Origin of the sequence: Pantoea sp. EKM10T (genome assembly GCF_011800685.1) — a bacterium.
Lineage (GTDB): Bacteria > Pseudomonadota > Gammaproteobacteria > Enterobacterales > Enterobacteriaceae > Pantoea > Pantoea agglomerans.
Map to the genome: position 1 here is coordinate 182,213 of NZ_JAALEU010000008.1, position 19,557 is coordinate 201,769.

The 19,557-nt window shown below is 57.6% G+C and carries 18 protein-coding genes; 7 read left to right on the forward strand and 11 right to left on the reverse strand.

Going from position 1 to position 19,557, the window contains the following annotated elements:
* Positions 1–28 precede the first annotated feature (28 nt).
* From HFD95_RS16460 to HFD95_RS16485, 6 genes are all read right to left on the reverse strand, one after another.
* Positions 29–994, reverse strand: coding sequence for a sugar kinase (locus tag HFD95_RS16460; RefSeq protein WP_010671602.1), 966 nt, complete (start codon positions 992–994; stop codon positions 29–31).
* A gap of 9 nt (positions 995–1,003) precedes the next feature.
* Positions 1,004–1,753: a hypothetical protein gene (locus HFD95_RS16465; RefSeq protein WP_033773196.1), complete on the reverse strand. Its 750-nt coding sequence runs from the start codon at positions 1,751–1,753 to the stop codon at positions 1,004–1,006.
* A gap of 139 nt (positions 1,754–1,892) precedes the next feature.
* Entirely contained in the window at positions 1,893–2,918 is a 1,026-nt protein-coding gene (locus tag HFD95_RS16470) for a LacI family DNA-binding transcriptional regulator (protein ID WP_167430509.1), read from the reverse strand.
* A gap of 65 nt (positions 2,919–2,983) precedes the next feature.
* Positions 2,984–3,964 (reverse strand): LacI family DNA-binding transcriptional regulator, encoded by a 981-nt coding sequence (locus HFD95_RS16475; RefSeq protein ID WP_061703506.1) that lies wholly within the window; start codon positions 3,962–3,964, stop codon positions 2,984–2,986.
* A gap of 135 nt (positions 3,965–4,099) precedes the next feature.
* Positions 4,100–4,762 carry an OmpA family lipoprotein gene (locus HFD95_RS16480; RefSeq protein WP_010258904.1) on the reverse strand — a complete coding sequence of 221 codons (663 nt, stop codon included), beginning with the start codon at positions 4,760–4,762 and terminating at the stop codon, positions 4,100–4,102.
* A gap of 110 nt (positions 4,763–4,872) precedes the next feature.
* Positions 4,873–5,439 carry a DNA-3-methyladenine glycosylase I gene (locus tag HFD95_RS16485; RefSeq protein WP_045139480.1) on the reverse strand — a complete coding sequence of 189 codons (567 nt, stop codon included), beginning with the start codon at positions 5,437–5,439 and terminating at the stop codon, positions 4,873–4,875.
* 153 nt (positions 5,440–5,592) lie between these two features.
* Between HFD95_RS16485 and HFD95_RS16490 the strand changes: the two genes are divergently transcribed.
* The 5 genes from HFD95_RS16490 (at position 5,593) to HFD95_RS16510 (ending at position 9,876) form a co-directional block, all read left to right on the forward strand.
* Positions 5,593–6,279: an autotransporter gene (locus HFD95_RS16490; RefSeq protein ID WP_010258902.1), complete on the forward strand. Its 687-nt coding sequence runs from the start codon at positions 5,593–5,595 to the stop codon at positions 6,277–6,279.
* A gap of 75 nt (positions 6,280–6,354) precedes the next feature.
* Complete coding sequence (locus HFD95_RS16495) at positions 6,355–7,035, forward strand: hypothetical protein (protein ID WP_010671597.1); 681 nt, start codon at positions 6,355–6,357, stop codon at positions 7,033–7,035.
* A gap of 111 nt (positions 7,036–7,146) precedes the next feature.
* Entirely contained in the window at positions 7,147–7,683 is a 537-nt protein-coding gene (gene dnaT / locus HFD95_RS16500; RefSeq protein WP_010258900.1) for a primosomal protein DnaT, read from the forward strand.
* Positions 7,683–8,423 (forward strand): DNA replication protein DnaC, encoded by a 741-nt coding sequence (dnaC, locus tag HFD95_RS16505; protein ID WP_010258898.1) that lies wholly within the window; start codon positions 7,683–7,685, stop codon positions 8,421–8,423. Before dnaT ends, dnaC begins: the two co-directional genes overlap by 1 nt.
* 319 nt (positions 8,424–8,742) lie before the next feature.
* Positions 8,743–9,876 (forward strand): ROK family transcriptional regulator, encoded by a 1,134-nt coding sequence (locus tag HFD95_RS16510; protein ID WP_022624794.1) that lies wholly within the window; start codon positions 8,743–8,745, stop codon positions 9,874–9,876.
* Between the two features lie 58 nt (positions 9,877–9,934).
* Here the strand turns inward: HFD95_RS16510 and xylR are convergent, their stop codons facing one another.
* The 4 genes from xylR to xylF form a co-directional block, all read right to left on the reverse strand.
* A complete protein-coding gene (gene xylR / locus HFD95_RS16515) occupies positions 9,935–11,113 on the reverse strand; it encodes a D-xylose utilization transcriptional activator XylR (RefSeq protein WP_010258893.1) in 1,179 nt (392 codons plus the stop codon).
* Between the two features lie 93 nt (positions 11,114–11,206).
* Positions 11,207–12,391, reverse strand: coding sequence for a xylose ABC transporter permease XylH (xylH, locus tag HFD95_RS16520; protein ID WP_167430510.1), 1,185 nt, complete (start codon positions 12,389–12,391; stop codon positions 11,207–11,209).
* Positions 12,384–13,904, reverse strand: a complete 1,521-nt coding sequence (locus HFD95_RS16525; protein WP_052270969.1) for a xylose ABC transporter ATP-binding protein — start codon at positions 13,902–13,904, stop codon at positions 12,384–12,386. Before HFD95_RS16525 ends, xylH begins: the two co-directional genes overlap by 8 nt.
* Positions 13,905–13,932: 28 nt before the next feature.
* A complete protein-coding gene (gene xylF / locus HFD95_RS16530) occupies positions 13,933–14,925 on the reverse strand; it encodes a D-xylose ABC transporter substrate-binding protein (protein WP_167430511.1) in 993 nt (330 codons plus the stop codon).
* Positions 14,926–15,269: 344 nt separating this feature from the next.
* Here xylF and xylA point away from each other — a divergent pair, with 344 nt between their 5' ends.
* Positions 15,270–16,592: a xylose isomerase gene (gene xylA / locus HFD95_RS16535; protein WP_167430512.1), complete on the forward strand. Its 1,323-nt coding sequence runs from the start codon at positions 15,270–15,272 to the stop codon at positions 16,590–16,592.
* Positions 16,593–16,609: 17 nt separating this feature from the next.
* Positions 16,610–18,052 carry a xylulokinase gene (gene xylB / locus HFD95_RS16540; RefSeq protein WP_167430513.1) on the forward strand — a complete coding sequence of 481 codons (1,443 nt, stop codon included), beginning with the start codon at positions 16,610–16,612 and terminating at the stop codon, positions 18,050–18,052.
* A gap of 166 nt (positions 18,053–18,218) precedes the next feature.
* Here the strand turns inward: xylB and HFD95_RS16545 are convergent, their stop codons facing one another.
* Complete coding sequence (locus tag HFD95_RS16545) at positions 18,219–19,457, reverse strand: MFS transporter (protein WP_010258883.1); 1,239 nt, start codon at positions 19,455–19,457, stop codon at positions 18,219–18,221.
* Positions 19,458–19,557 lie beyond the last annotated feature (100 nt).

Genomic DNA, 19,557 nt, shown 5'->3' on the forward strand with positions numbered 1-19,557 from the left:
AACTCCTGTGACTGTAGAGGGGCGCGAACTACACGTCGCCCAGTTGCTGACGCGTCGGCAGACCTTCGCTGTCACCAATGACCTGAATCGCCATCGAACCAATTTTGTTGCCGCGACGAATCGCCTGCGGCAGCGACTGACCTTCCAGCAGGGCGCTGATGACGCCAACGGCAAAGCCGTCTCCGGCGCCTACGGTATCCACCACGTTGTCGACTTTTATCGCCTCAACCTGGCCCTGCTCGCCCTGCGCCGTTTTATACCAGGCACCGTCACAACCGGTTTTAATCACGACTGCTTTCACGCCCTTATCGAGATAGAAATCCGCGATCGCTTCTGGCTGACGATAGCCGGTCAGAATCAGCCCCTCTTTTTCGCCCGGCAGTACCCAGTCGGCATACTCCGCCAGCAGATTGAGCTGCTTACGCATCTCCTCTTCGCTGCGCCACAGTACCGGCCGCAGGTTAGGGTCAAACGAGATAGTTTTACCGCGCGCACGCATCTCTTTGGCGGTGTGCTTCAGCAGCTCCAGCGAACTCTCTGACAGCGCCGCCGCCACACCGCTCAGGTGCAGATGTCGCGCCGAACCAAAATAGTCCGCGTCAAAATCGTCGACCGACAGATGGCTGGCCGCCGAGCCTTTACGAAAATATTCCACCAGTGGATCAGAGCCGTCGTCGACTTTGGACTTGAGCTGAAAACCGGTGGGATAGCGCTTATCGACCGTCACCCGGGCGTGGTCGATACCCTCTTTTTCCAGCTGCTGGCAGATAAACCGGCCAAAAGCGTCATCGCCAATACGACTGACCCAGCCCACTTTCAGGCCAAGACGAGCCAGGCCGGTCGCCACATTGAGTTCAGCGCCCGCCGCGCGTTTAACAAAGGTCTCTGCTGCGGCCAGGTCGCCGGTTTCACGGGCGATGAACATCGCCATCGCTTCACCGATAGTGACAACATCAAGCGGACCGTTGTGATGCATAGTGTGATGCGTGGTCATCTTCACTCCTTACACGTTACGCAGCAGCGACACGTAGTGGCGTGTCACCGCAGTCAGATCGTCGCCTTCCAGCGGAAATTCAATACCGCGCGCTGCCTGTGCGGGCAACTGTTGCAGCAGTGTGCGCCAGTGGTCATCAGCCTCATCCAGCGCAATCGCGCGGTAGCTATCCTGGTGCGCCACGGCGGCTTTGACATGCACATAGCCCACCTGCGCAGCCAGCTGTTGCGCCGCCTGATCGGCATCCTCACCGGTCCAGCACCAGTTACCCATATCAAAGGTCATGCTGATCGGCAGATCCGCTTCCCTGACCGCCGTGAAAAAGGCGACTGACGGAGCCAGTCGGCCATGCTCAGTCTGGTCATTTTCCACCGTCAGCTGAAACGGCAGATCTGCCAGCAGCGCCTGCAACGCTTCGCGAGGCAGCGCACCAGTGAACTCTCCCAGCGCCACTTTCAGCCGCTGAGCGTTTAACTGGCGTGCTTCTTCAACGTAGTGGGTTATACGGGGATTGATTTCGCCGCCGTCACAAAACAGCGTATCGGGCACCGAATAGCTGCTGTGCAGCTGATGCTGCGCCACCGCCCGGGCCAGTGCCGGCAGATCGGCCAGTGCCGCGTCATCAAGCAGTTCGCGGCGGATTTCGACCCCGTCTGCGCCCGCCTGCTGGATAATCGGCAGCAGCGCACGCTGACCGCCGAGAGCGGCGATCTGTGCGTGGCCATATGCGGCGGTCACCACGATGATGTCAGGTTTCATGTTCTACTCCATGGCAGGGTTCTGCCCATAACGAATACAAAAACCCTAAATGGAACCGGTTCCAAAGCAAAGCAGCAAACTGTGAAATTATGATCGTGCTCACGAAGCGAGCACGTAAACGGAAGGTTAAATCTAAAATTCAGTTAAGAGGCTGGCTGGAGCCGCGAACGATAAGTTCGCCAGAAAAGACCTGCTCGTCAACCGGCAATCCGCTGCCTTCGATGCGCGCAATCAGCCGTTCCAGCGCACTGTAGCCAATCTGCCAGGTGGGCTGTTTCAGCGTGGTGATACCGACACCGGCCAGCGCCGCCCACTCCAGTTCGTCAAAACCGAGCAGGCCGATATCGCGGCCCCAGTGCAGATTGAGTCGCTGTAGCGATCGCGCTACCTGCAGGGTCAGCGCCCCGTTGGCGACCATCACTGCGCAACGTTTGCCGGTGTGACGCTGATGAAAGGCCAGCAGCGCCTGATCCAGCGCGGCGGGCTGATGCAGCGCCACTTCCGTATTCTCATGCTCAACCTGCGGATGCTCTGCCAGTAGCTGGCGGAAGGCCTGCAGGCGCTCACGGCGCGTGTTGACGCTGCCCAGCGGCTCGCTAAGAAACAGCAGCGCATCATAGCCATTGTCGACCAGATGCCGCGTTGCCGTTTCAGCTGCCTCGGCGTTATTCAGGCCCACCACATCGCAGGGAAAATCGGGGATTTTACGGTCAATCAGCACCATCGGCAGCAGGGATTGTTGCAGATGGTTCAGCACCTCTTCGCGCATCCCGACGGCGTTAACCACAATGCCCTCAACCTGATAGCTGCTCAGCAATTGCAGATAGTGCTGCTCCAGATCCACTTCGTTATTGGTATTACACATCAGCAGCGTGAAGCCCTGCTCGCGGCAGGCAGCTTCAATACCGCTCATGACATCAACAGAATAGGGATTGGTGATATCGGCGATAATCAGCCCGATCAGGCGGGTACGTCCGCGCTTCAGGCCGCGCGCCATCTGACTCGGGCGATAGCTGAGATCAGCAATAGCCTGTTCGATCCGCGCTTTCAGACCGGCAGAGAGCAGATGCAGTTCACCATTGAGATAGCGTGAAACGCTGGTTTTACCGGTTCGTGCCGCGTGAGCAACATCGCTGATGGTGGCGCGAGGCGGCCTGATTTTCATGAGATATCCTGCGTAATAAGAAACCCGGCAGAGACTAGCACAAGCAAAGCCCGGCGCAAAAAGCGCTACGCCGGTAATTGCAGCCAGGGTTGCCACAGGGTCTGTAACGTTTCCGGCGGTGCGCCATCAATCAGCCGGATGACCATTTCAGCCACCTGTTCACCGGCCTGATGCGGCGTCGCCTGACGAATGGCGACAATGGGATGATCGAGAATCGCATCTCGCGGCAATCCTTCCCAGCCCGCCAGCAGAATGGCACCCTCGCCCGCTGCACGCCCCGCCAGTTGCAGCGCCAGAGCCGCGCCTTCAGCCAGCGCAGCGCAGTCGGTGATGATCACTTCCGGTACTGGCCCCTCTGCCAGCCACTCCCGGGTTTGCTGATAGCCGGCGCGGCGCGACGGTGCCACCGCCGCCATCGCGTAAGGCGTAACTTCCCCCAGCGCCGTCAGATAACCCTGACGCCGGTCACGCACCCGCGTACTGTTTTCATTGCTGCCAAGCCAGGCTATCCGCTGCCGTCCCTGCGCCAGCGACCAGCCCACCGCCAGCTGTGAACCGGCAAGGTGATCAACATCAAACCACGCATAGGTCGATGGCAGATCGCTGCGGCCCAGCGCCAGAAAACGAAAATTGGTCTGGAGCAGAGCATGAAGCCGACTGTCTTCTGGCGTGGTGTGGCCGACGATCAGGGCATCAACGGCGCCACTGCGCAGCAGGCGTGTCAGCGTCGCCTGACTTTGCTGCTTATCCGCCAGCAACAGCAGGTTAATGTCATAACGGGCAAGGTGATGCTCCAGCGCCAGCAGCATGTCGCTGAAGTCGCTGCCATTCAGGGGAGAGGCACCGATCGGGTAGACGAACCCCACCGCGTTAGCACGGCCGGTTTTCAGACGCCGGGCCGCCGCATTAGGCCGGTAGCCACGCCGCTGCGCTTCCTCTTCGATGCGTTTACGTGTCTCCTGAGCGACATCCTGATAACCGTTGAGGGCGCGGCTGACGGTCGTTACGGAAAGACCTAAAACCGCAGCGATGGCTTTAAGAGACATGGGAAGGCGTCCATTGATCAATTTTTGATCAGACTACCATAAAGCCTCTGCTGGCTCTATTCGCAGAAACATTACTGATACTTTTAACGCGATGCTTTACAGAAAAAAGGCGCCCCCGGGCGGGGGCGACCGCGTTTATCCCAGCGGGCTGAGCGTGATCTCAACACGACGATTTTGCGCTTTGCCTGCTTCGGTGCTGTTGCTGGCAACCGGGTTATCCGGGCCTGCACCTTGGGTGCGCAGGCGATCGCTGGCAACACCCTGCACGATCAACGCGCTGGCGACGCTTTCAGCACGCTGCTGTGACAGACGCATGTTCAGCGCGCGGGTGCCGGTGCTGTCGGTATAACCCACTACGTTTACCGCGGTTTTCGGATACTCTTTCAGCACCATTGAAACACCGGTCAGGGTGTTCGCGCCGGCAGGTTTCAGATTGCTGCTGCTGGAGTCGAAGGTGACATTGTTTGGCATATTCAGGACGATGTTATCGCCATTACGGGTCACGCTGACGCCCGTTCCACGCATCTTGTCGCGCAGTTTCGCTTCCTGCACATCCATGTAGTAGCCCACGCCACCGCCCAGTGCGGCTCCGCCTGCAGCACCAATCAGCGCACCTTTACGGCGATCTTTCTTCGACGAGGAGAGTACGCCGACACCGGCACCCACTAACGCACCCAGGCCTGCGCCCACACCTGACTTACCCGCCTGAGATTCGCCGGTGTAAGGATTGGTGGTACAACCTGGCAGGGCCAGACTGCCGCTTAATAACAAGGTGATGGCGATTAATTTCTTCTGCATTTTTGTTCCCTTACATTCGACACACAGGGGAAAACCTTTCCCATAAGTGGCACGATTATGCCGCCTGGTGGCCGGGAATGTAGTGAGGAAAAATCCTGATTTAGCGGGAATTACGCCTTTTGGTTGTCAGGATGGCAAAAACAGTTGCTCTGATGATCGTTTATCAGCCCGCAGGCCTGCATAAAGGAGTAGCAGATTGTGGGGCCGATGAATTTGAAACCACGCTGCTTTAGCGCCTTCGAGAGCGCAATGGCCTGCTCTGACGTGGTGGGAGCCTGGCTATAGTCAGGATAATGGTGAACGATTTGCACGTTATCGACAAATTGCCAGACGAAGTGGCTGAAATCCTCCCCTTTTGCTTCCATCTGGAGATAAGCACGGGCGTTGGCGATAATCGCCGCGATTTTTCCGGCGTGGCGGATAATGCCGCTGTTGAGCATCAGCGTGTCGATCTCTGCCGCATCCATCAACGCAATGGCCTGCGGATCAAACTGGTGAAACGCCGCCCGATAGTTTTCCCGCTTTTTCAGCACGGTTATCCAGGATAACCCCGCCTGCTGTCCTTCCAGACAGAGCATCTCAAACAGCGCACGCTTGTCTCTCTGTGCCACACCCCACTCCCTGTCGTGATAAGCCAGATAGAGGGGATCCTGCGTTACCCAACCACATCGTTGCATCGCATTGTTCCTTTATAACGAGAATATTTTAGCGGTCCGCTTGATCTTAGAATTAATCGGTTGATAGTTAAACGATCACCGGTTAAATAACAGAGACGGGCCGAAATTTAATTTAAACGCCGGATAATAACTTCAGCCTTGCCTGGAGAAGCGATGTTGCCGAGAAGCGGTTGGAAAGGTCTGCGGATCTGCTGTGCTGTATGGCTGTTAATCTTAACGCAACCGACTTTTGCGCGCGGCGGCATCTCTGCGCCTCAACATCCCGACTTTCTGCCCGACTACGATACGATTCTGGCGGAGAAGATCGCCCTGACGCCACTCGCCTTCAGCGATGAGAGCCGCGCCCTGTTTGAAGCCGCCATCAACTCTCCCACCGCGTCACCCATCGCCGTCCACAGTGAAACCGGCAGCGTAGGCACCACCCCGCTGGGAAAACGCTATCGGGCTGGGGTTGACCTGCCCATTGCCCCGTCATTTACCACCGGGCCGGTGGCGCAGTATGCCGTTGATCCGCAGCAGATGAACTGTCTGCAATGTGACTACAGCGATCAGCAGAGTCGTGAGCAGAGCGCCAGCGTCGGCTGGCGCATCGATTCACAGCAGGGATGGATATCGCCCTGGGCGCAGCTGAGTTATCACTATCTGCTGGCAGACACGCCGCAGAATCCCCGGCGTGAGGCGACGAACGGCACCGATCAGTCCGAAGGCATCGATCTGAGCATCGGTGCACAAGTGCCTCTGAACGATAATCTGGCGGCTTTCGCCGCGTTTTCACAAAGCGAAGCGCTGAATAACCAGGAGCAGCAACTTTATACCTTTGGCTTCAGCGCCAGCTTCTGACCGGGGCATGAAAAGAGAAAGGGAATCGGGCGTTTAAAATATAATGAGTCCGCTAATCATTATACTGGTAACACTATGCGCAACGATTTGACAATTATTGGCCGTGAAATGACGGTCTTCATACTGGCAGCACTCTTTCTCGCTCTGATGATATTGCCCATCTATATTGATGTGGCCTGGATGAATGATGCGCTGCACGAAACTTCTTTTACTGAAACCACCCAGGAAATCATGCTGGCGGTGATTGCCGCCCTGTTCTTTATTGCGGCCCAGCGCCGTCCGGCTCAGCGCGGCGCGCTGACCTTAGTGGCGGGCTTCTATAGCTGTATGCTGATCCGTGAGCTCGACTTTGTGTTTGATGCCATCCAGCATGGCAGCTGGATCTGGTTCGCCCTGGCGGTGACGGCCGGTTGTCTGGCCGTCGCGCTGCGGACGCCGAAAAAAACCCTGCATGCGCTGGCCAGGCTGCTGCAGCACCGCAGCTGGCCGGTGATGGCCTCCGGCTTTTTAGTGGTGCTGGTCTTCTCACGACTGTTTGGTATTCATGCGTTGTGGCAGCACCTGATGCTGGGAGATTACAACCGCGTGGTGAAAAACATGGCCGAAGAGGGCACCGAACTGCTGGGTTACGGCCTGTGCTGGCTGGCCTCGGTTCGCTATTTATGGCAGACCCGTCCGGCCGCCGCTGCCGTCAGCGTGCACGCCACCGAATCTGCACCGGCCCGTCACGCCACTTCTCCGGTCACCTCGCACTGATCCGCACTCTTGCTTTTTAAGCGATCCGCATCATTAAAAAAGGTACAATAAACACTTCTGCGTCGGCGACGGGTTCCCGGCGCAAGGTGTTCGTTAACCTCAGGTCTTTTCATGTCAGCTAAAATCTTAACTTCAACGCTCATTGGCCTGGATGCCTTCCGACAGGATCCGCTGACTGCCCTGCAGCAGGCGGAAAAGGGCACGCTGGCGGTGTTAGATAATTATGCGCCGGTGATGTACGCCATCACACCTAAGCGTCTGGCTGAGCTGCTGGCGCTGGAAGCCGCCGCCCGGCAGCCGAATGATGTGGCGCTGGATGACAGCCTGTATGACGATTCCCCCGCCGCGATCCATACGCCGGCAGGTAAGTTCGCCATGTATCAGGGCTGGCAGCCGGATGCCGACTTTACGCGCCAGGCCGCGATCTGGGGTGTGTCGCTGGGTGAACCGGTGACCCCCAGCGAGCTGGCGGCCTTTGTGGCTTACTGGCAGGCGGAAGGCCGGATGTTCCATCATGTACAGTGGCAACAGAAACTGGCACGCAGCATTCAGATGAACCGTGCCGCAAACGGCGGGCAACCGAAGCGTGATATCACGCAGTTGCCCGATCCTGACCGTACCATTCCCGATGGTTTCCGAGGTGAATGATGAAAACGCCAAACGATCTCTTTAACCGTCTGAAAAAAATGATGCCCGCAGGCACACGTCCTAAATTTGCCAATGGCGAAGAGCTGCTGGCGTGGAATCAGGAGCAGGGTCGCCTGCGATCAGAGGCGATTGTGCGTGAGAATCGCGCAATGAAAATGCAGCGCGTAATGGGCCGTTCCGGCATTCGCGAGCTGCATATGAACTGCTCATTTGATAATTACCGGGTGGAGAACGAGGGGCAGCGCAAGGCGCTGGAACTGGCGCGTCAGTATGCCGCTGAATTTGATGGCAGCATCGCCAGTTTTGTCTTTTCAGGCCGTCCCGGCACCGGTAAAAACCATCTGGCCGCCGCGATTGGCAACGACCTGATCCTGCGCGGTAAAAGCGTGCTGATCGTGACGGTTGCTGATTTGATGTCGAGCATGAAGGGCACCTTCAGCGGCAGCAGCGGCATTACCGAAGAGCGGCTGATTCAGGATCTCAGCAGTGTTGATCTGCTGGTGATTGATGAGATCGGTATGCAGAGCGAATCGCGCTACGAAAAAGTGATTATTAACCAGATTGTCGATCGCCGGTCCTCCTCGAAACGCCCGACCGGCATGTTATCCAACCTCGACCATGCGGGCATGAATACGCTGCTGGGCGAACGTGTCATGGACCGTATGCGCCTCGGCAACAGCCTGTGGGTGCGCTTCGACTGGGAAAGCTATCGCAGTCGGGTACGCGGCGACGAATATTAAACAGTGACCCGGCAGCGCCGGGTCACTGCGCTCATCGGGCCTGAAGCCCCTCGTCATAACGACGAGCTATACCGCCTTTGCCCTTCCGCCGTTGCCCTTCCGCCCATGCCCGGCGCAGCCGGACGCGCTGAGTCAGGATCATTCCGACGTCCGGCCACTGGTGCAGCAGAAAACCCGGCATTAATCCCACGATCTGATCGCGGTCACGATCTTAGCCACAGGCGATCGGGTTGTGTGAAACCGCCCGCAAAAGTGTGGGATGTGGAATACGTATGGGCTGATACACTCAATTCTTACTCCTCTGTTGAGTGAACCCGTAATGAAAACGAACGGCAAAGGCCCTGCACTACTGCGACTGAATAACCAGAAACGGGTGATGACTCAGCTGCGTAAGCTGCGCGTGACGTCGCGTCAGGATCTGGCGGAGGCGCTGACACTCAGCAAAAATACCGTCTCCTTAATCATTGATGACCTGCTGGAGCAGGGTCTGATAGAGGAGCTGGGGCCGGTCAGCGTCGCGTCCGCCGGACGGCCTAAAATCGGGATTACCCTGCGGCCGGAAAAGCTCAAGAGCGCAGGCATCATGGTGGAACGCAACGTCATCCACTGGCGGGTCTGCGACTATTTTTCACAGGTGCTGGCTGAAAAGACGCTGCGCACCGATACCAGTAACCCGACCCGACTGCTGGCTGAGCTGGCGATGCTGTGCCGGGAACTGATGAAAAGCTATCCTGATTTGCTCGGCATTGGCCTGGGTTTTCCCGGTATCGTCGATCCCCGGCGCGGCTGGATGCATATTTCATTGCCCCTCGAATGGCAGGATGTTGACCTGCTGGGCGCGCTGAGTAAGCACGTCAGTCTCCCCATCCGCATTATGAATAATGTCAAAGCCGCTGCGCTGCTGGCGGTACAGCTACGTGGATTATCTGTGGAGAGCGGTCACTTTTATCTGCGTATTTCCGAGGGAATTGGCGGCGCACTGGTACAGCATGGCGAAGTATTTACCGGGCACAGCTGGACGGCGGGCGAGGCGGGACATCTGGTTGTCCAGCCCGACGGCCCGCGTTGCAGCTGTGGCCGCCGCGGTTGCCTGGAAGCGCTGGTCAGCCAGCCTGCGGTTAAACAGCAGCTGGCGCAGCGTCAGCCTGGCCTGAGCTGGCAGAACCGCGACAGCGCGCCACGGGTGGTGGATGAGGTGATGGCGCAGGCGGGTGGCTATCTGGGTGCGGCGCTGAGTCAGATTATGCTGCTGCTCAATCCCGCCACCATCATCATTGATTGTCCGTGGAACGCCAGTGAGGTCTTCTGCAAGGCGGTGCGCACTACCGCACACGGCAACGCGCTGGCCTTTACCGCCGCACATACCCTGCTGCACTTTCCTGAGCAACGGATCGATCCGGCCAACGGGCTGGCGCTGGCGGTGCTGGAGCAGAGTGAGCAGCGGATGATCTAGTGGCTCAAGCCGCCCTGATTCATCCGGTATCCATCCACCTCAGACTGAACGCTTCCTGCTACAACACATTCTCCCCAAAATGCTGGCGATACTCTTTTGGCGTGGTGTCGTAGCTTTTGCGGAAGACCGAATAGAAGTATTGCAGCGAAGGATAGCCGCACATCTGCGAGATCTCGTTGATGTTGAGCGATGAAGAGGCCAGCAGTTCGCGCGCTTTTTCCAGTTTTTCACGGTGGATCATCGCATGGAGGGTGTCGCCGGTCTCATCCCGAAAGCGTTTTTCCAGATTAGAGCGCGACAGCCCGACTGCATCCAGCACCTGCTCCACTTTGATCCCCTTACAGGCGTTGAAGCGGATGTAGTGCATCGCCTGAATCACCGCCGGATCGCGCAGCGAGCGGAAGTCGGTAGAGCGCCGGGCGATGACTTTCACCGGCGGCACCAGGATACGCTGAAGCGGTAAGGGCTGCTTATCCAGCAGCCGATGCAGCAGTTTGGCCGCCTGATAGCCCATCTGTCGCGAGCCCTGCGCCACGGACGAGAGAGCCACGCGTGACAGATAGCGGGTCAGCTCCTCATTATCAATCCCGATCACCGTAAGCTTCTCCGGCACCGGTATTTTCAGGTGTTCGCACGCTTGCAGCAGGTGTCGCGCCCGTGAATCCGTGACGGCGATAATGCCGGTTTGCGGCGGCAGCGTCTGCAGCCAGTCGGCGAGACGGTTCTGGGCGTGCTGCCAGTTTTCCGGCGCGGTTTCCATGCCCTGGTAGACCACGCCCTGATAGCGCTCACGTCCCACCAGCTGGCGAAACGCCTGTTCACGCTCCTGTGCCCAGCGCTTGCCGCTGGAGGCCGGTAAACCATAAAAGGCGAAGCGGTTAATGCCCTTCTCTTTCAGATGCAGAAAGGCTTTCTCCACCAGCGCGGCGTTGTCAGTCGCGATGTAATGCACCGGCGGATAATCCTCCTGCCGGTGGTAAGAGCCGCCAACGCCGACAATCGGCACGGAGACATTTGACAGCAGGGTTTCGATAGAGCGATCGTCGTAATCGGCGATCACCCCATCGCCCAGCCACTCCCGGATGTTGTCGATGCGGCAGCGGAAATCTTCTTCGATGAAGATATCCCAGTCAGTCTGCGACGCCTGCAGATACTCACCGACGCCCTCCACAACCTGACGGTCATACACTTTGTTGGCGTTAAACAGCAGGGTAATGCGATAGCGTTTCTCATGCATGATGGCGCGTTCCCTTAAATCCTCAGCGCATTGCATAACACGGCTGAAAGGGGCAAAAAAATTGTTTGCGCCACAATGTGATCGCCCGCGCGATTACACCCGACGCCGCGTTGCCGTATCCATCCACACCGCCAGCAGCAGAATCGCGCCTTTGACGATGTACTGCCAGAAAGTCGGCACATCCATCATGCTCATGCCGTTATCCAGCGAGGCCATAATAAAGGCTCCCATTACCGCGCCCGCAACCGAACCCACGCCACCCGCCAGGCTGGTGCCGCCGATGACACAGGCGGCGATAGCGTCGAGTTCCGCAATATTACCCGCCGACGGCGAACCTGCGCCCAGCCGTGAACTGAGGATCAGCCCGGCAATCGCCACCATCACACCGTTGATGGCAAACACCGCCAGCTTGGTACGCGCCACGTTAATGCCAGACAGGCGCGCAGCATCAATGTTGCCGCCGATGGCGTAGATACGACGGCCAAACGCGGTGCGGGTTGCCATAAACATGCCCGCCAGCAACAGCACGGCCAGCAGTAACACCGGGGTCGGCACGCCGCGATAGTCGTTGAGCAACCAGATGGCACCCAGCACTAAGATGGCGGTGATCGCCTGACGTCCGATGGTGCCGCTGGCTGCGCCCTGCGCCAGTCCGAGCTGCTGACGACGCAGCCGCAGCCGCCACTGCCACAACATAAACAACGCCAGACCGGCAAAGCCAAAGCCGAAACCGACGCCGCCCGGCAGATAACTCTGACCAATCTGCGACATGCCCGGCGTGATCGGCGCAACCGTAGTGCCATCGGTAATCCCGACCAGAACACCGCGGAAAGCCAGCATTCCCGCCAGCGTCACGATAAACGAAGGCACTTTACGGTAGGCCACCCACCAGCCATTCCACGTGCCAAGCAGCAATCCCATCACCAGCGTCACCACGATGGTCAGCGGCAACGGCCAGCCGAGCCAGACGTCGAATATCGCCGCCGCGCCACCCAGCAGGCCCATCATGGAGCCTACTGACAGGTCGATCTCCGCCGAGATAATTACGAACACCATACCCACGGCCAGAATGCCGGTAATGGCGGTCTGACGCAGCAGGTTGGAGACGTTACGCGCACTGAGCCACGAGCCGTCTGTGGTCCAGGTAAAGAACAATGCAATCAGCACAATTGCGCCCAGCATCACCAGAACCTGCAAATTAGGCAGTGTGAACCTGCCCGGTGACGATTTGCCCGGCGTGCCGGAGAGGCGGCTTTGGGTACTTTCACTTTTAAGCATAATGTTCACTCCGCAGGGCAGCTTCCATCACCTGCTCCTGAGTCAGGTTATCGTTAATCAAATCGGCTTTGATCTGCCCTTCATGCATCACCAGCACCCGATCGCTCAGGCCCAGCACTTCCGGAAGCTCAGAGGAAATCACAATCACCGCGATACCCTGCTGAACCAGCGCATTGATCAGCAGGTAGATCTCCTGACGTGCGCCCACATCAATGCCGCGCGTCGGTTCATCGAGGATCAGGATTTTTGGATTGAGCAGCAGACATTTCGCCAGAATCGCTTTCTGCTGGTTGCCGCCGCTTAAACGGCCAATCGGCAGTTCTGATGAGGAGGTTTTCACCCGCAGCCGACCGATCGCGTCATTGATCGCCTGCTGCTCCTGCGCTTCATCCAGCGTTGAGAGTCGGTGGCTGAACTGGTCCAGCGCCGCCAGGGTAATATTTTTGCCCACCGCCATCAGCGGCACGATGCCATCTTTTTTACGATCTTCCGGCACCATCGCGATGCCGTGCGCAATGGCGGCGCGGCAATCGGTGATGTTGACCTGTTTGCCATTGATCCAGATATCGCCCTGCCAGCGCCCCGGCCAGACGCCAAACAGACATTGGACTGTCTCAGTCCTGCCCGCGCCCACCAGCCCGGCGATGCCGAGGATTTCACCGCGTCTGAGCGTAAATGAGACGTTGTTAACGCGGCGGATGTGGCGGTTAACCGGATGCCAGGCGGTGAGGTTTTCAACTTTCAGTATCACGTCGCCAATCTGATGCGGCGCGTGGGGATAGAGCGCGGTCAGCTCGCGTCCCACCATCATGGTGATGATGTCATCTTCGCTCAGGCCCGCTGCCGGACGGGTAGCAATATGCTGGCCGTCACGAATCACGCAGATGGTGTCGGAGATCGCCTTAACCTCATTCAGCTTGTGCGAGATGTAGATGCAGGCAATGCCGTGTTCACGCAGATTGCGGATGATGCCGAGCAGCACGTCCGTTTCCTGCTCCGTCAGGGAAGAGGTCGGCTCATCCAGAATCAGCAACCGGACCTGTTTGTTAAGGGCGCGGGCAATCTCCACCAGTTGCTGCTGCCCAAGGCCTAACTCACCGACCCGGGTGGCGGGAGAAACGTTCAGCCCGACCCGCGCCAGCAGTTGCTGGCAGCGCAGGGTCATGGTTTCATCATCCACCATGCCGAAACGGCTCAGTTCGGCACCGAGGAAAATGTTCTCCATCACCGTCAGTTGCCGCACCAGCGCCAGCTCCTGATGAATAATCACAATGCCTTTACGCTCGGTATCGCGAATGGTCTGCGCCTGAATGTCGTCGCCAGAGAAGTGAATCTGCCCTTCAAAATCACCGTGCGGATAGAGTCCGCACAGGATTTTCATCAGCGTCGATTTGCCTGATCCATTCTCACCACACAGCGACATCACTTCGCCCGCCTCAAGTTGCAGGCTGACATCATTCAGCGCCTTCACGGCACCGAAACGCTTGGTGATATTTTTCATTTCCAGCAGCATCGACTGTTCTCCCTCACGCTATGCGCAGTCAGAGTTCGCTCTGTTTGTGGAAACCGTCTTTCACCACGGTGCTTTCAATATTGTCTTTGTTGACCGGAATCGGCTTCAGCAGCCGTGACGGAACCTCTTTCAGACCATTATTCAGCGTGCTGTTGCTGGCAGGTGTTTTGCCCTCGCCCAGCTCGACGGCAATTTTCGCCGCTTCGGTGGCGAGCTCAGTGATCGGTTTGTAAACCGTCATGGTCTGGGTGCCCGCTTTGATACGCTTAATGGCTGCCAGATCGGCATCCTGACCGGAGATCGCCACTTTTCCTGCCAGCCCCTGCGCGCTCAGCGCCTGAATCGCGCCGCCTGCGGTGGCATCGTTAGAGGCCACCACCGCATCGATATGGTTGCCGTTGGCGGTCAGGGCATTTTCCATAATTTTCAGGGCATTTTCCGGCAGCCAGGCATCGACCCACTGGTCGCCAACAATTTTAATGCTGCCCTTATCAATATAGGGTTTTAACACCTTCATCTGTCCGGCACGAAACAGGCGTGCGTTATTATCCACAGGCGATCCGCCCATTAAAAAATAGTTGCCCTTAGGCACCTGTTTCACAATGCTCTCGGCCTGAAGCTCGCCCACTTTTTCATTATCGAAAGAGATATAAAAGTCGATATCGGCATTATTTATCATTCGGTCATACGCCAGCACTTTAATGCCTTCCCGTTTCGCTTCAGCGACAACATTACTCAATACCTGACCGTTGTAGGGAATAATCACCAGCACATCGACACCGCGATTGATCATATTTTCAATCTGCGACATCTGTGTCTCTTCGTTGCCGTTGGCTGACTGAACAAACACCTTCGCGCCCAGCGTCTCAGCCTGTTTTACGAAAATGTCGCGGTCTTTCTGCCAGCGTTCGAGTCGCAAATCGTCAATCGCCATGCCGATCTTCACTTCTTTTGCCACGCTGGTCTGGCTGAACAGCGCCAGCGCCGCACAGGCGGCGAGCAGTGCATGTTTCATCTTCATTGTGATCATCCTGTAGGTTGAGGCTATTGTCGTTTCAGGCCTATAAACCAGGCGGATGAATTGTTGCCCTTATTTTCCTGTTACAGCAATTACTGATTTTTATCCGGCTATTACGTTTTTTGGTTTATTTCATTTTTTATGAGCGCGATCGAGGTTTCATCTTTTTCGGACAAGAGAGCGATAATGGTAAACCACCCCGTAAATAACATTATTTTGCGAGCCAGCGCACAAATAATAATTATCTGACACCCGTAGTGAAATATCGTAATTGAGCTGAGACAGCAGCCAATATCAAATATTGCTTCAACGCAGGCCATTCGGGTACTGATGCTAAGGAGCAAACCATGCACGCTTATTTCGATCAGATCGATCGGGTTCGTTATGAAGGCACCCAGTCGACTCATCCTCTCGCTTTCCGCCACTACAATCCCGATGAGGTGATCCTCGGCAAGACCATGGCGGAGCATCTGCGCTTTGCCGCCTGTTACTGGCACACCTTCTGCTGGAATGGCGCGGATATGTTTGGTGTCGGCGCTTTTGATCGTCCGTGGCAGAAAAGCGGAGATGCGCTGCAGCTGGCAAAACTGAAAGCGGATGTGGCCTTTGAGTTTTTCCACAAGCTGAATGTGCCCTGGTACTGCTTCCATGACGTTGATGTCTCACCAGAAGGCGATTCGCTGCACAGCTACAAAGAGAATTTTGCCGCCATGACCGATAAACTGCTGGAGAAACAGCAGGAGACCGGCGTGAAACTGCTGTGGGGCACAGCCAACTGCTTTACCCATCCACGCTACGGAGCCGGGGCTGCCACCAATCCCGATCCTGAAGTTTTTGCCTGGGCAGCGACGCAGGTCTGCAGCGCCATGCAGGCGACCAAAACCCTGGGCGGCGAAAACTATGTGTTGTGGGGCGGACGCGAAGGGTACGAAACCCTGCTCAATACCGATCTGCGCCAGGAGCGCGAGCAGATTGGTCGCTTTATGCAGATGGTGGTCGAGCACAAACACAAAATTGGCTTCCAGGGAACGCTGCTGATCGAACCGAAACCGCAGGAGCCGACCAAACATCAGTATGACTATGATGTCGCGACGGTTTATGGCTTCCTGAAACAGTTCGGTCTGGAGAAAGAGATCAAGGTTAACGTTGAGGCGAATCACGCCACGCTGGCGGGTCACTCTTTCCATCATGAAATTGCGACGGCCATTGCGCTGGGCATTTTTGGTTCAGTGGATGCCAACCGCGGCGATCCGCAGTGCGGCTGGGATACCGATCAGTTCCCGGTCAGCGTGGAAGAGAATGCGCTGGTGATGTACGAAATCCTCAAAGCGGGCGGCTTTACCACTGGCGGCTTAAACTTTGATGCCAAAGTGCGTCGTCAGAGCACTGATAAATACGATCTCCTCTACGGTCATATTGGCGCGATGGATACCATGGCGCTGGCGCTGAAAGTCGCCGCCCGCATGATCAGCGATGGTGAACTCGATAAGCGTGTGGCACAGCGCTACAGCGGCTGGAATGGTGAGTTCGGCCAGCAAATTTTGAAAGGTGAGTTTTCACTGGAGGCACTGGCGGCGCATGCTCAGCAGCAGCAGCTCAATCCGCAGCATCAGAGCGGACGTCAGGAGCAGCTGGAAAATCTGGTGAATCACTACCTGTTTGATTTCTAACCCTTCAGGAGCAGAGCATGTTTATCGGGATCGATTTAGGCACCTCTGGCGTCAAAGTGGTGCTGATGGATGCACAAGGCAACGTGGTGGCGACGGAAACAGCGCCGCTGCAGGTTTCGCGTCCGCAGCCATTGTGGAGCGAGCAGGATCCCGAAAGCTGGTGGCAGGCGCTGGATTTGGCCATGCAGGCGCTGAGCGCGCAGCAGGATCTGCGCGCGGTGCAGGCCATCGGGCTGAGCGGACAGATGCATGGTGCAACGCTGCTCGACAGTGCAAATCAGGTATTACGACCGGCCATGCTCTGGAATGATGGGCGCAGCGAGGCGCAGTGCCGTGAGCTGGAACAGAAAGTGCCGGATTCGCGGGCGATCACCGGCAACCTGATGATGCCCGGCTTCACGGCTCCTAAGCTGCTGTGGGTTCAGCAACATGAACCGGCAATATTCAATCAGATCGCTCACGTGCTGTTGCCCAAAGATTACCTGCGCTGGCGATTGAGTGGCGACTTCGCCACTGATATGTCAGATGCAGCAGGCACGATGTGGCTGGATGTGGCGCGGCGTGACTGGAGCGATGCGATGCTGCGCGCCTGCGACCTCAGCCGCGATCAGATGCCGCAACTCTATGAGGGCAATGCCCTGACCGGCACCTTACATGCCGAACTGGCCACACGCTGGAAGATGAACGCCGTGCCGCTGGCGGCGGGCGGTGGCGACAATGCTGCGGGTGCGATTGGTGTCGGCATGACCGAACCAGGTCAGGGCATGCTGTCGCTGGGTACGTCGGGCGTCTACTTCGTGGTGAGCGACGGCTATCTCAGCAATCCGCAGCGCGCGGTACACAGCTTCTGTCATGCGTTACCCCAGCGCTGGCATCTGATGTCGGTGATGCTCAGCGCAGCCTCCTGTCTGGACTGGGCAGCGACGCTGACCGGTTGCAGAGATGTTCCTGAGCTGCTGGCTGAAGCTGAACGCGCACGCGATGACTTGCCCGGCCTGTGGTTTCTGCCCTATCTTTCCGGTGAGCGCACGCCGCACAATAACCCGAATGCCCGCGGTGCTTTCTTTGGCTTTACCCATCAGCATAGCCGTCCCGAGCTGGCGAGAGCGGTGCTGGAAGGCGTAGGGTTTGCGCTGGCGGAGGGCATGGACGCGTTGCACGACTGCGGCGTTCAGCCAAAGAGCATTATGTTGATCGGCGGCGGCGCACGCAGTGCACTGTGGCGTCAGATGCTGGCAGACATCAGCGGCCAGACGCTGGATTACTGCCATGGCGGGGAGGTTGGCCCGGCGCTGGGGGCCGCCAGGCTGGCGCAGCAGGCGCTGGATGCAGAGATCACCGTGCCGACCCCGGTTCTGGTGCAGCGACACCAGCCGGATCCGGCCCGGGTAGCACACTACCAGCCGCGTCGGGAGACCTTTGCGACGCTTTATCAACAGCTCCTGCCGCTGATGAAGTAAACCTGCGAGAACGCTCTGCCTGTTATGGATTTAAATCGCCTGTTAACGGATCCCCCTGCCATGTAATGCCAGGGGGGTAATGAAGGCAGAACAGGTGATCGTGAGCCATATTACTGACCCGGAATGGCCGGGATGACACTTACCCAGCCATACCATCACGGTAGCATCAGCCAATCGCGCCCAGCGTATCTTCCTGACCCTGTTTCTTCGGCAGCAGGAACAGCGTCGCCGCAATATCCAGCAGATAAATCAGCGCCAGCAGGGTAATCGCCGCCGTAAACGAGAACTGGCTCGCCAGCAGACCAATCACCACCGGGCCGAAGCCGCCCACACCGCGGCCAAGGTTGAACAGGACGTTTTGCGCGGTGGCACGCACCTGCGGCGGAAAAGTATCGGAAATCAGCGCGCCATAACCGCCAATCATGCCGTTAACAAACATCCCCATGATCGCGCCAGTAAATAACATGATGTTCGGGTCGCGCAGCTGAGCATAAACCACCACCATCACTACTGCGCCAAACTGATAGAGCAGGAAGATTTTCCAGCGTGCGAAGCGGTCGGCCAGTACGCCAAACAGCCAGATGCCAAAGGTCATCCCGACCACGGTCACCGCGGTCCAGAGGCCCGACTTCGTCAGGCTGAAGCCAAAGCTGGAGGAGAGGTAACTCGGCATCCAGATCATCAGCCCGTAGTAACCAAAGTTCTGTACTGAACAGAGGATAAAAATGCCCAGGCTGGCTTTGGCGGTGGCGCGATCGCGCACCAGCAGTTTCAGGCGCGCCGGAAAAGAGAGTGACGGCACATGTTTAACCTGCCGTTGATACGCCTCCGGTTCACCCATGCCGCGACGAATGGCAAACGAGACCAGCGCAGGCAACAAGCCGACCAGAAACATGCCGCGCCAGCCGATGATAGTCAGCAGCGGCGGTGTGATAAAGGCCGCCATCAGCACCCCGAGTTGCCAGCCGATGCCAACCCACGCTGATGCGCGATTACGCTTCTCCGCCGGCCAGGCTTCGGCAATCAGCGCCATGCCGATACCAAATTCGCCACCCAGACCGACACCCGCCAGCGTTCGCCAGGCGAGCAGATCCCAGTAGCCCTGCGCCACCGCGCACAGCCCGGTAAAGACCGAGAAGACCAGAATCGTGACGGTGAGCATGCGGATGCGGCCATAGCGGTCGCTGAGATGACCAAATACGATGCCACCGATAACCGCGCCAATCAGCGTCCAGGTCACCAGCGATCCCGCCTGTGATGGGTTGAGCGCCAGCGAAACACTGATAGCCGGCAGCATAAAGCCGAGTATCAGCAGGTCAAATCCATCCATGGCATAACCGCTGACCGCAGCCAGCATCGCTTTGCCTGGCGTTACGCCGGGCTTAGATTGGGGAGAAGGGGACATCGTTGCGCACCTCATAAAGAAAAGTGCCGCAATTATAGAGAGAGTTCAGGATGTGACCAATTGAAAAGGCTTATCCCTGCGCCGATCAGGCGCAGGAAGA

Excerpts from the sequence above, each read along its gene's own strand:
- HFD95_RS16490 (WP_010258902.1), top strand. The coding sequence starts at position 5,593 with ATGTTGCCGAGAAGCGGTTGGAAAGGTCTGCGGATCTGCTGTGCTGTA.
- xylH (WP_167430510.1), bottom strand. The coding sequence starts at position 12,391 with ATGCTTAAAAGTGAAAGTACCCAAAGCCGCCTCTCCGGCACGCCGGGC.
- HFD95_RS16470 (WP_167430509.1), bottom strand. The coding sequence starts at position 2,918 with ATGAAAATCAGGCCGCCTCGCGCCACCATCAGCGATGTTGCTCACGCG.
- HFD95_RS16480 (WP_010258904.1), bottom strand. The coding sequence starts at position 4,762 with ATGCAGAAGAAATTAATCGCCATCACCTTGTTATTAAGCGGCAGTCTG.
- xylF (WP_167430511.1), bottom strand. The coding sequence starts at position 14,925 with ATGAAGATGAAACATGCACTGCTCGCCGCCTGTGCGGCGCTGGCGCTG.
- xylB (WP_167430513.1), top strand. The coding sequence starts at position 16,610 with ATGTTTATCGGGATCGATTTAGGCACCTCTGGCGTCAAAGTGGTGCTG.
- dnaC (WP_010258898.1), top strand. The coding sequence starts at position 7,683 with ATGAAAACGCCAAACGATCTCTTTAACCGTCTGAAAAAAATGATGCCC.
- xylR (WP_010258893.1), bottom strand. The coding sequence starts at position 11,113 with ATGCATGAGAAACGCTATCGCATTACCCTGCTGTTTAACGCCAACAAA.
- HFD95_RS16525 (WP_052270969.1), bottom strand. The coding sequence starts at position 13,904 with ATGCTGCTGGAAATGAAAAATATCACCAAGCGTTTCGGTGCCGTGAAG.
- HFD95_RS16460 (WP_010671602.1), bottom strand. The coding sequence starts at position 994 with ATGACCACGCATCACACTATGCATCACAACGGTCCGCTTGATGTTGTC.
- HFD95_RS16485 (WP_045139480.1), bottom strand. The coding sequence starts at position 5,439 with ATGCAACGATGTGGTTGGGTAACGCAGGATCCCCTCTATCTGGCTTAT.
- HFD95_RS16545 (WP_010258883.1), bottom strand. The coding sequence starts at position 19,457 with ATGTCCCCTTCTCCCCAATCTAAGCCCGGCGTAACGCCAGGCAAAGCG.
- dnaT (WP_010258900.1), top strand. The coding sequence starts at position 7,147 with ATGTCAGCTAAAATCTTAACTTCAACGCTCATTGGCCTGGATGCCTTC.
- HFD95_RS16465 (WP_033773196.1), bottom strand. The coding sequence starts at position 1,753 with ATGAAACCTGACATCATCGTGGTGACCGCCGCATATGGCCACGCACAG.
- HFD95_RS16510 (WP_022624794.1), top strand. The coding sequence starts at position 8,743 with ATGAAAACGAACGGCAAAGGCCCTGCACTACTGCGACTGAATAACCAG.
- xylA (WP_167430512.1), top strand. The coding sequence starts at position 15,270 with ATGCACGCTTATTTCGATCAGATCGATCGGGTTCGTTATGAAGGCACC.
- HFD95_RS16495 (WP_010671597.1), top strand. The coding sequence starts at position 6,355 with ATGCGCAACGATTTGACAATTATTGGCCGTGAAATGACGGTCTTCATA.
- HFD95_RS16475 (WP_061703506.1), bottom strand. The coding sequence starts at position 3,964 with ATGTCTCTTAAAGCCATCGCTGCGGTTTTAGGTCTTTCCGTAACGACC.